At 70.3% G+C, this 15,120-nt stretch carries 13 protein-coding genes; 8 read left to right on the plus strand and 5 right to left on the minus strand.

The genetic code is table 11. The features are described 5' to 3' along the window. Window positions 1-212 precede the first annotated feature (212 nt). From JHN45_RS19530 to JHN45_RS19560, 7 genes are all read left to right on the plus strand, one after another. On the plus strand, window positions 213-632 hold the full coding sequence (locus tag JHN45_RS19530; protein ID WP_234468509.1) for an ATP-binding protein: 420 nt from the start codon (window positions 213-215) through the stop codon (window positions 630-632). A gap of 168 nt (window positions 633-800) precedes the next feature. Further along, window positions 801-2,663 (plus strand): primary-amine oxidase, encoded by a 1,863-nt coding sequence (locus JHN45_RS19535; RefSeq protein WP_307783137.1) that lies wholly within the window; start codon window positions 801-803, stop codon window positions 2,661-2,663. Then, window positions 2,656-4,071 (plus strand): APC family permease, encoded by a 1,416-nt coding sequence (locus tag JHN45_RS19540; RefSeq protein ID WP_236583822.1) that lies wholly within the window; start codon window positions 2,656-2,658, stop codon window positions 4,069-4,071. The genes JHN45_RS19535 and JHN45_RS19540 overlap by 8 nt, the downstream gene beginning before the upstream one ends. Beyond that, the gene (locus JHN45_RS19545) at window positions 4,064-4,513 is read left to right on the plus strand and encodes a hypothetical protein (RefSeq protein WP_201049839.1); all 450 of its coding nucleotides are present in this window, start codon (window positions 4,064-4,066) and stop codon (window positions 4,511-4,513) included. The genes JHN45_RS19540 and JHN45_RS19545 overlap by 8 nt, the downstream gene beginning before the upstream one ends. Before the next feature lie 43 nt (window positions 4,514-4,556). Beyond that, complete coding sequence (locus tag JHN45_RS19550) at window positions 4,557-5,147, plus strand: TetR/AcrR family transcriptional regulator (RefSeq protein WP_201049840.1); 591 nt, start codon at window positions 4,557-4,559, stop codon at window positions 5,145-5,147. An 80-nt stretch (window positions 5,148-5,227) separates the two neighbouring features. Next, the gene (locus JHN45_RS19555; protein WP_307783135.1) at window positions 5,228-5,572 is read left to right on the plus strand and encodes an AraC family transcriptional regulator; all 345 of its coding nucleotides are present in this window, start codon (window positions 5,228-5,230) and stop codon (window positions 5,570-5,572) included. Window positions 5,573-5,575: 3 nt separating this feature from the next. After that, window positions 5,576-6,229 (plus strand): DUF402 domain-containing protein, encoded by a 654-nt coding sequence (locus JHN45_RS19560; protein WP_307783136.1) that lies wholly within the window; start codon window positions 5,576-5,578, stop codon window positions 6,227-6,229. A 135-nt stretch (window positions 6,230-6,364) separates the two neighbouring features. Here JHN45_RS19560 and JHN45_RS19565 read toward each other — a convergent pair whose 3' ends face one another. Beyond that, window positions 6,365-7,825 carry an MFS transporter gene (locus JHN45_RS19565; protein ID WP_201049841.1) on the minus strand — a complete coding sequence of 487 codons (1,461 nt, stop codon included), beginning with the start codon at window positions 7,823-7,825 and terminating at the stop codon, window positions 6,365-6,367. A 177-nt stretch (window positions 7,826-8,002) separates the two neighbouring features. Between JHN45_RS19565 and JHN45_RS19570 the strand changes: the two genes are divergently transcribed. Further along, entirely contained in the window at window positions 8,003-8,458 is a 456-nt protein-coding gene (locus JHN45_RS19570) for a MarR family winged helix-turn-helix transcriptional regulator (protein WP_201049842.1), read from the plus strand. A 63-nt stretch (window positions 8,459-8,521) separates the two neighbouring features. Here the strand turns inward: JHN45_RS19570 and JHN45_RS19575 are convergent, their stop codons facing one another. The 4 genes from JHN45_RS19575 to JHN45_RS19590 all read right to left on the minus strand — a co-directional run bounded on the left by JHN45_RS19575 (window position 8,522) and on the right by JHN45_RS19590 (window position 15,094). Further along, the gene (locus JHN45_RS19575; RefSeq protein WP_201049843.1) at window positions 8,522-9,448 is read right to left on the minus strand and encodes a hypothetical protein; all 927 of its coding nucleotides are present in this window, start codon (window positions 9,446-9,448) and stop codon (window positions 8,522-8,524) included. 192 nt (window positions 9,449-9,640) lie between these two features. Further along, the gene (locus JHN45_RS19580) at window positions 9,641-11,125 is read right to left on the minus strand and encodes an alpha-amylase family glycosyl hydrolase (protein ID WP_201049844.1); all 1,485 of its coding nucleotides are present in this window, start codon (window positions 11,123-11,125) and stop codon (window positions 9,641-9,643) included. Beyond that, window positions 11,122-13,842, minus strand: coding sequence for a glucosidase (locus tag JHN45_RS19585; protein WP_201049845.1), 2,721 nt, complete (start codon window positions 13,840-13,842; stop codon window positions 11,122-11,124). The genes JHN45_RS19580 and JHN45_RS19585 overlap by 4 nt, the downstream gene beginning before the upstream one ends. Continuing rightward, on the minus strand, window positions 13,826-15,094 hold the full coding sequence (locus tag JHN45_RS19590; protein ID WP_201049846.1) for an MFS transporter: 1,269 nt from the start codon (window positions 15,092-15,094) through the stop codon (window positions 13,826-13,828). Before JHN45_RS19590 ends, JHN45_RS19585 begins: the two co-directional genes overlap by 17 nt. Window positions 15,095-15,120 lie beyond the last annotated feature (26 nt).

Raw genomic sequence — 15,120 nt, forward strand, 5'->3', positions numbered from 1 at the left:
AGGCAACCCCTCGGAGGTGCCCGGCCCTTTACCCAATTGATTCCGAGAACTGACATTTCCTGATCGGCGACAACCATGTGGCGCGGGCCGGTTGGCGATCACGGACTCCGGGCAAGTGAAGTGTGAAGGACCCGCCGCGCAAGAGATGCAGCGGCCCCGGTGCGGTGCCACCGCGGGGATACCGGGTGTCCTAGGAGGGGAAGTGATTCGCCATGCGTACGCATCGGCGTACCCATAGGCGTTCCGTACGCGTGGAGTACCTGCTGCCGGACGAGGCCGCGGCGGCGGGTCAGGCACGGAGGCTGACATCGGAGTTCCTCGCCCGCTCCCGCAGCCGGATGGCGCGGGTGGACGAGGAGCAGATCGACGACGCGACCCTCATCGTGTCCGAACTGGTCGCCAACGCGACCGAACACGGACGCGGCGAGTGCCGGCTGCGTCTCCAACTCTCCGACGAGCGCGTCACGGTCGAGGTCTACGACGACAATCCGACCCCGCCCCATGTGCGGCCGCTGACGGCCGAGGGTGAGAGCGGACGCGGTCTCGCCATGGTCCGCTGCCTGGCCCACCGCCTCGATGTCACCCCGCTCACCGGGGGCGGCAAGCGGGTGCGGGCGATCCTGGCCATCTGACCCGACTCCTGATCCGGCTCCCGGGACTTAACGGCAAGGCAACGCGGGCGTACTGCCGAGCGAAACGTGGCCGCGCGATTTTTTGCTCTACAGATGTAGAGGAAAAATCCCCCGGAGGCCCGTTCGGCTGCCGCTCGACATCCCCTCGACCCGCTCACCCCTGACGAGATCACCGCCGCCCGCGAGTTGCTCGTGGCCGCCGGGCTGGTCACGGAGGCCACCCGCTTCGCCTATCTCGGACTCCTCGACCCGCCCAAGTCCGCCCCGGAGCAAGGGGATCGACGGCTACGGGTCCTGCTGCTCGACATCTCCGGCGGCCCCTCGTCCGACGCGACGGTCTCCCTGGCCGAGTCGCGGGTCGTGGCGCACCGGCTGATCGACGCCGCGACGGAAGGGCAACTCCCGGTCCTGGACGCGGAGTTCGCGATCGTCGAGGAGGTCCTCGCCAAGGACCCTCGCTGGCTGGACGCACTTGCCGCCCGTGGCCTGGACGTGGACTCGGTGCGCGTCGCCCCGCTCTCCGCGGGGGTGTACGACGCCGAGTACCCGCAGGAGCGGGGCCGCCGCATCCTGCGCGGGCTGGCCTTCGTGCAGGAACACGCGAGGGACCACGCATGGGCGCATCCCGTCGACGGACTCGTCGCCTATGTGGACGTCCTGAACCGGAGCGTGGACCAGGTCATCGACGTCGGCCCGGTACCGGTGCCCGCGGAGTCGGGAAACTTCGACGACCCGGCCGTCACAGGTCCACCGCGCACCACCCTCAAGCCCATCGAGATCACCCAGCCGCAGGGCTCCAGCTTCACCCTCGACGGCAACACCCTGAGGTGGGAGAACTGGTCCCTGCGCATCGGCTTCGACGCCCGCGAGGGGCTGATACTCCATCAACTCGCCTTCGCCGGGCGCCCGGTGATTCATCGCGCGTCGATCGCCGAGATGGTCGTGCCGTACGCCGACCCCTCCCCCGTGCGGTCCTGGCAGAACTACTTCGACACCGGCGAGTACCTCATCGGACGCTACGCCAACGCGCTCCAGCTCGGCTGCGACTGCCTCGGCGACATCACGTATCTCGACGCGGTGATCGCCGACGAGACCGGCACACCGCAGACCCTCACCAACGCCGTCTGTCTGCACGAGGAGGACTACGGCATCCTCTGGAAGCACACCGACCTCTGGGCGGGCTCCGTCGAGACCCGTCGCCAACGGCGCATGGTGCTCTCCTTCTTCACCACGGTCGGGAACTACGACTACGGCTTCTACTGGTACCTGTATCTCGACGGCACGATCGAGTTCGAGGCCAAGGCCACCGGCGTGGTCTTCACCTCCGCCCACCCCGGCGGCGACTACCCCTACGCCACCGAACTCGCCCCCGGCCTCGGCGCCCCCTACCACCAACACCTGTTCAGCGCACGGCTGGACATGGCCGTGGACGGCCCGGTCAACCGCGTCGAGGAGATCGAGACGGTCCGGGTGCCGATGGGGCCCGACAACCTGCGCGGCAACGCCTTCGCCCTCAAGCGCACCGCGCTGACCCGGGAGAGCGAGGCCCAGCGCATGGCCGACGCGGGCGTGGACCGCGTGTGGCACATCTCCAACCCCGGGTCGCTGAACCGGCTGGGACGACCGGTCGCGTACGCCCTGCACCCGGAGGGCAAGCCGGCTCTGCTCGCCGATCCGGAGTCCTCGATCGCGGCCCGCGCCGCCTTCGCCACGAAGCACCTCTGGGTCACCGCCTACGACCCGGCCGAGCGCTACCCGGCGGGCGACTTCGTGAACCAGCATCCCGGCGGGGCGGGACTGCCCGCGTACGCCGCCGCCGACCGGGACCTCGACGGACAGGATCTCGTCGTCTGGCACACCTTCGGACTGACCCACGCCCCGCGTCCCGAGGACTGGCCGATCATGCCGGTCGACACCACGGGCTTCACGCTCAAGCCGGTCGGCTTCTTCGACCGCAACCCCACCCTCGACGTGCCGCCGAGCACCTCCGGCCACTGCGGGACGACAGGCACCGGAGGCTGTCATGTCTGAACAGACCATCAACGGCGGCACAGTTGACGCACCGTCAAAACTCCGTGGTTCCATCGGAGTCGGCGGGATCGTCTTCATGGTCGTCGCGGCCGCCGCCCCGCTCACCGCCATCGGCGGCGCCCTGCCGGTGATGCTGGCCATCGGCAACGGCCCCGGTGTACCGGCCGCCTACCTCCTGGTCGCCGTCGTCCTGCTGCTGTTCAGCGTCGGCTACGCGGCGATGAGCCGCCATGTCGTCGACACCGGCGCCTTCTACTCCTACGTCACCGCCGGGCTCGGCCGGATCGCCGGCACCGGGGCGGCAGGGCTGGCGCTGCTCACGTACAGCACGATCCAGGCCGGGATCTACGGCCTGTCCGGAGTCACCCTCCAGGGGCTGGTCGTCAAGTACGGCGGCCCCGACCTGCCTTGGTGGCTGTGGGCCGGTGTGCTGTGGGGACTGGTCGCGGTGCTGGGCTTCCGCAACATCGAGGTCGGCACGAAGGTGCTGTCGGTGCTGCTGGTCCTGGAGGTCGGCATCGTCACGGTGATGACTGTGGCGATCCTCGCCCAAGGAGGCGCCCACGGCATCGACTTCGACTCCTTCACGCCGGGTGCCTTCAGCACGGGCTCAGCGGGCATCGGGGTGATGTTCGCGGTCGCGTCCTTCGTCGGCTTCGAGGCGACCGCCATCTACAGCGAGGAGGCACGGGACCCCAAGCGCAGTGTGCCCAGGGCGACTTACCTCGCGGTCATCGCCATCGGCGGCTTCTACGCGCTGTCCAGCTGGGCGGTCGTCCTGGCGGTCGGCACGCACGACGTACAGGGTGCGGCGGCCAAGAACACGAGCGGGCTGGTCTTCGCCGTGGCCGGGCAGTACGTCGGCTCGGCCGCTTCCGACACCATGGAAATCCTGCTGCTGACAAGCCTGTTCGCGGCGCTGCTCGCCTTCCACAACGCGATCTCCCGCTATCTGTTCTCCCTCGGCCGCCAGGGCGAAGCGCCCGCGATCCTGGGCCGCAGTCACGCCAAAAACGGTTCGCCGCACGCCGGTTCGCTGGTGCAGAGCGTGTCGGCGGCCGTGGTCGTGGGGGCGTTCGTCCTCGCCGGATCCGATCCGGTGCTGGAGTTGTTCACCTGGATGAGCGGGCTGGCCACGCTCGGAGTGCTGGTGCTGATGATCCTCGTCGGGGTCGCGATCATCACCTTCTTCGCCCGCACCGGGGCGGACACCCGCCTGTGGCACACCCGGCTCGCACCGGCGCTCGGCGCCCTCGGGCTGTGCTGGATCACGTTCATGGTGCTGGCCAACTTCACCACCCTGATAGGCGGTTCGGCGTCGCTCGCGCGGCTCTTCGAGGGAATCGTCGTGCTCTTCTTCGCGGCCGGGGCGGTCTCCGCCGCCGTCCGGCGCCGCCGCGATGCATGACGTTCTCCCGGCCGCTGTCGCGCTGACGGGCTCCGGTCTGTGCCTCGCGGGGCATGTGCCGGGGCCCGTACGGCACTGGGGTCCGCATGCCGTGGTGCTCGCCGTGACGCTGCTGATGGTGGTGGGAAGTCCGGGGCCGTACGCGCTGCTCGTGGGCGCGGGCGCGACGGCGGGCATGTGCCTGTTCACCCGCGGGCCGGTCGCCGCCGACCTCGCGGTGATGGCCGTCGTCACGGCGGCCACGGCCCGGCTTCCTAGCGGGCAGCACCACCACCATGCCGACGGCCATGGGCTGTTCGCGCTCGCGGTGGTGCTGTGGCTGCTGGCCCGGGCGGGGGCCGTCATGCACGGGGTGCTGCGTCCCGGTGTGCCGTGCGCGGGTCCGCTCAGCGGTGTGGGCAGCGCGATGATGGCCCTCGGTATGGCCGCCATGCTGGGCTGACCGGGTCGGACCTGCGTCGGAGCGGCTGGATTAAGGTCGGGGCATGCCCAAAATCGTCGATCATGACGCGCGGCGCCGCGAGATCATCGAAGCCGTATGGGCCCTGATCGCAAGACGCGGGCTCGACGCCGTCACCATGCGGGACCTCGCCGCCGAGGCCGGATACGCCAACGGTGCGCTGACCGGCTACTTCCGCAACAAGGACGAGATCCTGCTCGCCGCGTTCCAGCACGCCTTCGAGAGCACCAACGTCCGCGCCCGCGAGTCCATCGCCGACGCGACCGGCCTCCCGGCGCTGCGCCTGCTCTGCCTGGAGATCATGCCGCTCGATGACGTGCGCCTGATGGAGGCCCGGGTCGTCATCGCCTTCTGGGACCGTGCCGTCCACGACGAGCGCATGGCCGGAGTCCACGAGAACGCCATGACGGCCTGGCGCGAGCAGATGTGCGGCTATCTGCGACAGGCCCGCCGGCAGGGAGACATCGGCACGCAGTCGCCCGACGACGAGGTCGTCGACACTCTCCTCGCGGCCCTCATGGGCTTCCAGATCAACGCGGTCCTGCTGCCCCACGCCACCACGCGCCGGCGTCAAGAGGCGGTTCTCGACGGCCTGTTGGGCTCGTTGCGGCCGTAGAGCAGCGGGGGTACCACGGGTACCTCCGGGGCGGTCTCGATGTCGGCCGGTGTCGCCTCTCGCACGTCCGCCCCGACCCGGTGTCGACCGCCCCGGCCGACGACACGTTCCGCCGCTACACCGCCGCGCTGGAACGCGACTTCCGCACCAGCCACCACGTCTCCGACTACGCCGCCGCCCTCGGCTACAGCCCGCGCACCCTCACTCGCGCGACCCTCGCGGCCACCGGCACGACCGCCGAGCAGTACCTCGACGCCCGTGTCCTCCTGGAGGCCAAACGCCTCCTCGTCCACACCGACGCGACGGCCGCGGACATCTCCCGGGCCCTCGGCTTCGCCGAACCGACCGACTTCGCGAAGTTCTTCCGCAAGCGGGAGCGCCGTACGCCACTGGAGTTCCGTGCGGCGGCACGCGGGCAGACATGAGTCGTGCAGGAGTTCCAGCCGGACGAGACCGCCGTACGACGTGATGTGTTCCGTCGGAAGGTGTGGAGTGCCCATGCGCTCCGGGTCGTCGAGGACACCCCGGAAGCACTTGTCCTCGGCTGCGGGCCGGGCGCGGAGCTGGCGGTCACGACGAGCTGGATCGAGTGGCTGCGCACGGGCGACGCGTCCGCCCGCCGACGCGCCCTGCCGAGCCTGGCCGACGGCAACTGGCAGCTCGGCCAATGGACTTGGCGCGACACGGCCCATCTCCAATGGGTGCCGCCCGACACCTGGTTCAGCGTCAACGCCTTCTACGACGTCACGGGCGACCATCACCTGACGCACTGGTACGTCAACTTCCAGCGCCCGACGCGCCGCACGCCCATCGGCTTCGACACCTTCGACCTCCTGCTGGACCTGGTGGTCGCGCCCGATCTGTCCCGGTGGGAGTGGAAGGACGAGGACGACCACGGCCGGCGGTTGGGGGTGGTGAGCGAGGGCGAGCACCGGGCGGTGGCGGCGGCACGCGAGGAGGCGTTGGCGCTGATCCGGGCGGGCGGCGGCCCGTTCGCGGTCGACCGGGGCCTGCCGAACTGGCGGTCCGATCCCCACTGGCCGGCTCCCGCGCTACCGGCCGGAGTATTGACCGTGGGCTAGCCGGCACTGGTCGGCGCTCCGGTGCCGCACCCCACGTCCGTCAGCTCGGGAGTCGATCACCGAGCAGCAAACTGCCCGGCACCGAAGGCCGATTCCTCGGTCCACGACGCCGGGCAGCACATTCACGCTCTCAGGTCAGGACTCGACCCCGGCCCCTTCACGCGCCGCGACCGTCTCGGGCTCCTTCTCGTCCTCCTGCGCGGTCTGCCGTACGGCCGGGATCGCCGCCGCGACCAGGGCCGCGAGGAGGGCGACGCCGCCGCCGATGAGCAGGCCGGTGCGGAAGCCGCTCTCGGAGGTGAAGGTGTAGCCGCCCGCCGTGGTGGTCATCTGGGCGAGGACGACGCCGATCACCGCGGCGCCGATCGAGGTTCCGAGCGAGCGCATGAGGGTGTTGAAGCCGTTGGCGGCGGCGGTCTCGGAGAGCGGGACCGAGCTCATGATGAGCGCGGGCATCGCGCCGTAGGCGAGGCCGACGCCGCTGTTGATGACGATGCAGACGACCATCAGGCCCCAGGCGGAGCCCATCAGGCCCATCGACAGGGCGTAGCCGGCGGTGATGACGAGGACGCCGCTGATGAGGGTGAACTTCGGGCCGCGGGCGTTGGTGAGCTTTCCGCCGAGCGGGGAGACGATCATCATCATGATGCCGCCGGGCGCCATCCAGAGGCCGGACGCGAGCATCGACTGGCCCAGGCCGTAGCCGGTGGCCGCGGGGAACTGCAGCAGCTGCGGCACGACCAGCATGCTGGAGTACATGCCGACGCCCACGAACACCGAGGCGATGTTGGTGATCAGGACCCGGGGGCGGGCCGTCGTACGCAGGTCGATCAGCGGGTCACCGGTGCGCAGCTCCCAGACACCCCAGGCCAGGAAGGCCACGATCGCGACGGTGAACAGGCCCAGCACGGTGGCCGAACCCCAGCCCCAGTCGGCGCCCTTGGAGATGCCGAGGAGGAGGCAGACCAGGCCGACGGCCAGGCCGAGGGCACCGGGGGCGTCGAAGCGCTGACCCTTGGCGGCGGCCGGTACGTCCGGGATCAGGAACCAGATCAGCGCGGCGACCACTGCGGCGAGGGCGGCCGAACCCCAGAACAGGGCACGCCAGTTGGCGTACTGGGCGACGCCCGCGGCGATCGGCAGGCCGAGGCCGCCACCGATGCCCATGGAGGCGCTGACGAGCGCGATGGAGGGGCTGAGCCGCTCCTGCGGTACGACGTCCCGCAGCAGGGCGATGCCCAGCGGGACCATGCCCATGCCCATGCCCTGAAGGCCGCGTCCGACGATCATCGGGACGACGGAGGAGGAGAGCGCGCAGACCACCGAGCCCACAATCAGCGGGACGGAGCAGGCGAGCAGCATGCGGCGCTTGCCCAGCAGGTCGCCGAGGCGGCCGACGACCGGCACACAGACCGCGGCCACCAGCAGGGTGGCGGTGATCACCCACGCGGCGTTCGAGGACGAGGTGTGCAGCATCTCCGGAAGGTCGGCGATGAGCGGGGTGACCAGCGTCTGCATGATCGCGGCCGTGGTGCCGGCGAAGGCCAGCGTGGCGATCACGCCGCCTGCGCGGGCTGTGGGCTGGGGGGCGTCCATGACGGGACTCCTCGGCATATCTGTTCGGTCGGGACGTGAAGGAATGTGCATCGTACACATCGTATGTATCAACCATGTGATGGGGATGATGCATACCGTCGTGCGAGGATGGGTCCGGCCGCCCCGAACCGCATGAATCGGCGGCGGCATCGGCAGGAAGCAGGAGGCAGCGGACCGATGGACAGGCGTACGCGTGAGATCGAGTACGAGCAGATGCTCCTCAGCCGGCACGGGCTTCTCTCGCACAAGGGCGGGCGTCGCAAGGACGGCGTGCTGGACCGCAGCGCCTACATCCTGTTGAGCCGGATCCGCGTCCAAGGGCCCATGTCCATCGGCGAGTTGAGCGACGCCTTCGGCCTCGACACGTCCACCCTCAACCGGCAGACTGCGGCCGCCATGCGCTCCGGCCTGGTGGAGCGCATCCCCGACCCGCAGGGCGGGATGGCCCGCAAGTTCCGCATCACGGAGCTGGGCGCGCAGATGCTCGACGAGGAACGCGAGGGCCTCGTCCAGTCCCTGGACCAGATCATGGACGACTGGTCGCAGGCGGACATCGCCGCCTTCGCGGCCTTTCTACGACGCTTCAACACCGACATCGAGCGGCTCGGCGGGCGTCCCTGGCCGCGTCCATGAGAGAGCCCCGCCCCGTGGCAACTCACGGGGCGGGGCGGTCGGTTCACACCGGGTGCAGCTGGATCAGGACGAGCGGCGGGAGCGGCTGGCCGCGTAGACCACGCCGCCACCCAGGGCGATCACGAGGGCCGCGCCACCCGCGAGGAGGCCGACCGGCGCGTTGGAACCGGTCTCCGCGAGCGGCTGCTTGCCGCCGTTGGGCGTCGGCTTCGGCGTGGGCGTGGGCGTCGACTTCAGCGGCGGGACGTGCGCCGAGGTGGGCGGCGTCGTCGACGGCTTGGGGCTGGGCGGCGGGGTCGTCTCGTCGGCGGGCGGCGTGCTGCCGGCCGGGGTCGACGGCGTCGCGGGCGGGGCCGAGGCCGGCTGGGTCGGCGTCGGGGTGGGCGAGTTCGGGGTGCTGGGAGTGCACTCCTTGTCGCCGCCGTTCCAGGCCGCGATGAGGTGGTACGGGGTCATGATGTTGTCGGGCTCGTAGGGCAGCGGGCCATGCCCCTCGCCCGTACCGCCGTCGTAGGTGACGTCGTCGCCGTACAGGTCGATCTGGCCGTAGCAGTCGGGCGACTTGACGTTGAGCCTCTGCCAGGTCTGCCCCGAGCCGTCCGCGCCGGCGACGTCCTTGGACGTGAGGTAGACCGTGGCCTTGTCGACCATGGTCTGGTGGCCGGAGGTGTACCAGGAGGAGCCTTCGGCGGTGTACTCGGCGAGCGAGACGGGGTACTTGCAGCCCTCGCCGACGCTCTGGCCGGGAGCGAGCCGGACCTCGACGGTGCCGGGGACGGCGTCCCACTGGTGGAAACCGCCCTGCGAGGTCCAGTCGGCGCCGACAACGTTTCCATCGGCGCCGACGATGCGGTACTGCACGGTGGCGGACTGGCACGCGTCGTTCTCGGTGGCACTCGCCGTACCGGCCGCGAGCACGGGCGCGGCGGCGGCTATGAACGCGGTGGCTGCGAGGGCGGACAGGGATGGGAGGTGGTGCGAACGTGACAAGGTGAGCCTCGACGATGATAAAAGGTGTGGGAGGTGGCAGAGCGCGGGCAGCGGGCGCACGAAGGGAAACGATCGAGGGCGTGCGCGACCGGACCGCCCGCAAATGCTTCGCTCAGCGAAGCCACAGCGAAGCAAGCTGAATTCTTGTCACCTTTCACAACTCCCGTCAATCCTTCACCAGTTGGCCACAGGTCAAGATCCGGGCATCACCGCGAGTAGATGCCGGTGCAGGCCCGCCAACTCGACGTACAGGCCGAGGTCCACGAGCTCGTCGCCGTCCCGGTCGTAGGTCAAATCGGAAAGCAGTTCGGTGAGTTGGCGGGGGCCGCCGCGCAGGTCGCTCCACGGGATGCGGACCCGGCCCTGGGCCGGCTGCTCGGACAGGTTGACGACGACGAGATGGCGGCTGGAATCGGTCGTCCAGGACCACGCGACCAGGTTCTCGTGGGACGGGTTGTCGGGCCAGCCGGCGCAGTCGAGCAACTGCCACTCCCCTCCCGTGCGCATACCGGAGGAACCCACGGCGGAGAGCAACTGGTGGTAGAAGGCGAGGAGTTCCTTGTCGACGGGCTCTTCCGGCCGGCGGGAGAGGAAGACCGGCGGGCGTATCCGGCGGCCCTCGAACTGGCCCTCGTGCCAGAGGGTCGCGCCGGGCAGCGTGGCGATCGTGACCGCCGCCGCCCGCTCCCGCTCCGGGGACAGGGTGGCGGCGGCCCGGGGTTCGTCGTGGTTCTCCAGGAAGCGGACCAGGCCGCGCTGGTAGCCGAGGTCGGCCCGCAGATGGCCGCGCACCGAGTCCGCGCCCTCGTGCAGCAGCCGGTCGTAGAGCCGCTTGTCGTAGCAGTGGTCGAACCCCTGCTGCTGGAGGGCCCATTCGAGGTCCCAGTACGCCTCGGCGACGAAGAGGAGGTCGGGGTGGCGCTCGCGGACCTTCGGGACGACGTACGGCCAGAAGTCCTCAGCCGGTGCCGCGCCCGCGCGCTCGCCCCAGGTCTTCGCGAAGACGTCGGTCATCAGCAGCATGGCCATGTCGCAGCGCACGCCGTCCGCCTGGTCGCCGATCGAGGCCAGGGTGTCGACGGCCGCCGTGCGCAACTCGTCGCTGAACGCGTTGAGTTGGACGACGTCGGGCCAGGGCGCGAAGTAGGGGTCGCGGCCCCGCGCGAACACCTTGCCGCCGGTCTCCAGGAAGGCGCCGGGGTCGCGGGCCAGGTCGTCCGGGGTGCCCTGGACCAGGCAGCCGGGGCGTTCGGTCAGCCAGGGGTGGTCGGGGGCGACGTGGTTGGGGACGTAGTCGAGGATCAACCGGACGCCACGCGCGGCCAGTTGGGCGCGGGCCTCCGCCAGTCCCTCCGGGCCGCCGAGGGATGCGTCCACGACGTAGTTCCGGACGCAGTACGGCGATCCGGCCACGTCCGACGGGCGGAGGTCGGACAGTGCCGCCTTGAACGACGCCTGCAACGACTCGTCGCGCAGGGCGATCTCCAGTCCGGCGGGGCTGCGCTCCCAGACGCCCATGAGCCAGACGGCGTCGACGCCGGGGAGGGCGACCTCGTCCCAGGCGGGCGCGGGCACCTCGCCGAGGGTGACGGGGCGGCCGTAGCGGGCGCTCAACTCCCCCAGCCAGATGAGGGTGTTGATCTCGTAGATCACCGGGTGCTCGGGCCAGGCAGTCATGACAGCGGCTCCTCTCGGTCGCCGGTCGGGCGCAGGCTCTCGCGGCCCCGGGCCGACCACTCGCCGTCGCCCAAGGTGTGGAAGAGGGTGGCGGTGATGGCCGACAGGCCGGTCCAGCCGGTCTGGTGGGAGGCGCCGAGGCCGGCGCCGTTGTCGCCGTGGAAGTACTCGTAGAAGAGGATCAGGTCCTTCCAGTGCGGGTCCTTGGCGAACTTGGCCTGGGCGCCGTGCACCGGCCGGTGTCCGTCCTCGTCGCTGAGGAAGGTGGCGGTGAGCCGGTCGGCGATCTCGCGGGCGACCTCGTAGAGGGTGAGGTGGCGGCCCGAGCCGGTCGGGCACTCCACGGTGAAGTCGGCGCCGTGGAAGGCGTGCAGGTTCAACAGCGCACGGATCAAGAGCAGGTTGACCGGGAACCACACCGGGCCACGCCAGTTGGAGTTGCCGCCGAACATCCCGGAGTCGGACTCGGCCGGCAGATAGCCCACGCCGTAGGTCTCCCCGTGCACGTCGAAGGTGTAGGGGTGCTCGGCGTGATAGCGGGAGAGGGAGCGGATGCCGTGCGGGCCGAGGAACTCGTCCTCGTCGAGCATCCGGGACAGGACGCGCCGCAGGCGGTCCTCGCCGAACAGGGCGAAGAGGTAACGGCCGTCGGCGTTCGGGCCCATCGCCTCGTGCGAGGAGATGGTGGCTTCGACGGCCGGGTGGCGTTCGATGAACTCCAGTGCTCCGGCGACGAGTTCGGGGAAGCGCTGGTCCGCCCAGCCGCCGACGAGGCTCGTGGCCGCGAGGGGGATCAGGCCGACGAGCGAGCGCACCTTGAGCCGGGTCGCCGTGCCGTCGGGCAGCCGCAGCACGTCGTAGAAGAAGCCGTCCTCCTCGTCCCAGAGGCTCGCGTTGTCGGCGCCGATGCGGTTCATGGCGACGGCGATCCACGCGAAGTGCTCGAACAGCGACTGCGCCTGCTCGACGTAGACGGGGTTGTCGACCGCCAACTCTATGGCGATCTCGAGGAGGTTCTGGCAGTAGAGCGCCATCCACGCGGTGCCGTCCGCCTGGTCGAGGTGGCCGCCGGTGGGGAGCGGGGCGCTGCGGTCGAAGACACCGATGTTGTCGAGGCCGAGGAAGCCGCCCTGGAAGACGTTGTTGCCGTCCGTGTCCTTGCGGTTGAGCCACCAGCTGAAGTTCTTCATCAGCTTCTGGAAGGCGTTCTCCAGGAAGGCGCGGTCGCCCTTGCCGGTGCGGTGCTTCTCCAGCTCGTAGAGGAACAGGGTGGCCCAGGCGTGCACGGGCGGGTTGACGTCCCCGAAGTTCCATTCGTAGGCCGGGATCTGGCCGTTGGGGTGGAGGTAGAGGCGGCGCAGCAGCAGGTCCAACTGGCCCTTGGCGAAGGTGAGATCGACCATGGACAGGGCGACGGTGTGGAAGGCGAGGTCCCAGGCCGCGAACCACGGGTACTCCCAGGTGTCCGGCATCGACATGATCTCGTCGTTGACCATGTGGTACCAGTTACTGTTCCGCACCCGGGGGTCGGAGGCGAGCGGGTCGACGCCGTGCTCGGTCAGCCAGCGCTCGACGTCGAGGTAGTAGTACTGCTTGCTCCAGAGCATCCCGGCCAACGCCTGCCGGACCAGCCGCCGTTCGTCGGCGCCCGCGTCGGCCGGGGTGCAGGCGTCGTAGAACTCGTCGGCCTCTGCCCGGCGTTGGGTCATGACGGTGTCGAAGTCGCCGGTCCAGTCAGGGAGTTCGGCGGCGGTGAGACGGAGGCGGACGGTCGCGCTCTGTCCGGCCGGGATGGTGAGCACGTGATGGACGGCGGCCTTGGTACCGGTCCGGTCGGGGTTGACGGCTTCGCTCTCGCCCTGGACCACGTAGCGGTCGATGCCGTCCTTTACGTAAGGGGAGGCGTTCGGACTGCCGAAGATCTTCTCGTTGTTGGTGTCGTTCTCGGTGAACAGGGCCTGCGCGTCCGCGTCGCAGTACAGTCGGCGCGGGCCCAAGTCCTCGTGTTCGGCGCGGAGTTCGCCGCCGGGTTCCTGGTGGATGGACGGGACGGCGGTGCCACCCGCCCAGGACCAGGTGTGCCGGAACCACAGGGTCGGGAGCAGGTGCAACGGGGCTTCGTCGGGGCCCCTGTTGTGGGCGGTGATCTCGATCAGCAGGTCTTCGGGCCCGGCTTTGGCGTACTCGACGAACACGTCGAAGTAGCGGTCCTCGTCGAAGATGCCGGTGTCGAGGAGTTCGTACTCGAAGTCGCCGCGCCCGCGCGCCCTGTTGGTGGCCTTGAGGTCCTCGTAGGGGTACTCCGCCTGCGGGTATTTGTAGAGGTACTTCATGTACGAGTGCGTGGGCGTGCTGTCGAGATAGAAGTAGTACTCCTTGACGTCCTCGCCGTGGTTTCCCTCGGAGTTGGTGAGGCCGAACATCCGCTCCTTGAGGATAGGGTCGCGGCCGTTCCACAGCGCGAGCGCGAAACACAGCCGCTGCTTGTCGTCGCTGATGCCCGCGATGCCGTCTTCGCCCCAGCGGTAGGCGCGGGAGCGTGCCTGGTCGTGGGTGAAGTACGACCAGGCGTCGCCGCCCTGGCTGTAGTCCTCCCGAACGGTGCCCCACTGGCGCTCGCTCAGATAGGGGCCCCAACGGCGCCAGGGCACCCCGGAGTCGTCGGCCTCGGCCAGCCGCCGCCGTTCGGCATCCGGTGTGTCAGCGCTCGTCGCCATCGTGTGTCCTCCCCTTGGCCCGGCCCATTCCCCCAGACTCGGGTGTCCCGGACCCGACGGCAACACGAACACCCGGGCGGAGCATGTCGGTATCCGCCAGAAACACCGCAACGGCTAGCAGCAGAGCCGCCATTGCCGCGGCCGGCGCCAGCAGGAAGGCTCCGGCGGGCCCGTGGCGGTCGGCCAGGTAGCCGGCCAGGGCCTGTCCGGTCGCGGTGCCGAGCGGGCCGCCCGCGCACAGGATCGTCAGGGCCGCGGTCGCACGGTCGGCGGGCGCGAGGCGTTCGGTGAGCGTGTAGAGGCTGATCATGTAGGGGGCCACGGTCACCCCGGCGACGGCCATCGCGGCGGGAACGGCGTGCAGGCCGTCCCCGGCGACAAGGGTGAGGGTGCCCAGGAGAAGGGTCGCCGCGAAGGTCACGTACCGGTGGAGCAGCGTGAAGCGGGCGGGGAGCCAGGCGCAGGCGGCACCGGCCAGGGCACTGCCGACGCCGAAGAGGGCGTAGAGGAGTCCCGCGCTGCCGGGGCGTCCGCTGTCGTCCGCGTAGGCAGTGACGCCGGTCTGTACCGCGCCGAAGACGGTGCCCATCGCGGCCATGGCGAGGAACATGACCGCAAGTGGCAGGCGGGGCAAGGGAGTTCGTGAGGTGCCCGGTGCCTCTTGCCGTGCGGCTCCGCCGGGGGCGAGGGACAGGGTGAAGGGCAGGGTGGCCAGGAGGAGCAGGGCGATGGCGGCCACGGTCGGTGCGGTCGGGCCGAGGGCGGTGAGCAGTCCGACGATCGCCGGTCCCGCGACGAAGCTGATCTCGTCGGCGGTCGCCTCGTACGAGAGGGCGGTGCGGACGAGGTCGGGCCGCTCGCGCGCGTGCAGCAGGCGTGACCAGTGGACGCGGACCAGAGAGCCGACCGGCGGCTGGGTGAGTCCGGCCAGGGCAGCTGCGGCGATCATGCCCGGGCGGCCGGTGTGGCCGGCCACGACGAGGCCGGTGAGGGCACCGGCGTTGGCGAGCGCGGCCACCGCCCCGACGAGACGGTGCCCGTGCCGGTCGGCCAGCGCTCCGGCGACCGGGGCGCCGAGCGCGTTGGCGATGCCCTGGGCAGCGGCGGCGAGACCGGCGAAGGCGTAGCTGCCGGAGGCGGCCCGGACGAGGATGAGCGTCGCGAGCGACGAGGTCGCGTAGGGAAGGCGGGCGAGGAATCCGAGCGGGAAGAATCCCGCGCTGGGAACGCGGAGAAGGGATCGGTACGCCATCGGCGTCTCCCGTGAGCACGTCGGAG

The organism is Streptomyces sp. MBT53, assembly GCF_016654115.1.
Classification (GTDB): domain Bacteria; phylum Actinomycetota; class Actinomycetes; order Streptomycetales; family Streptomycetaceae; genus Streptomyces.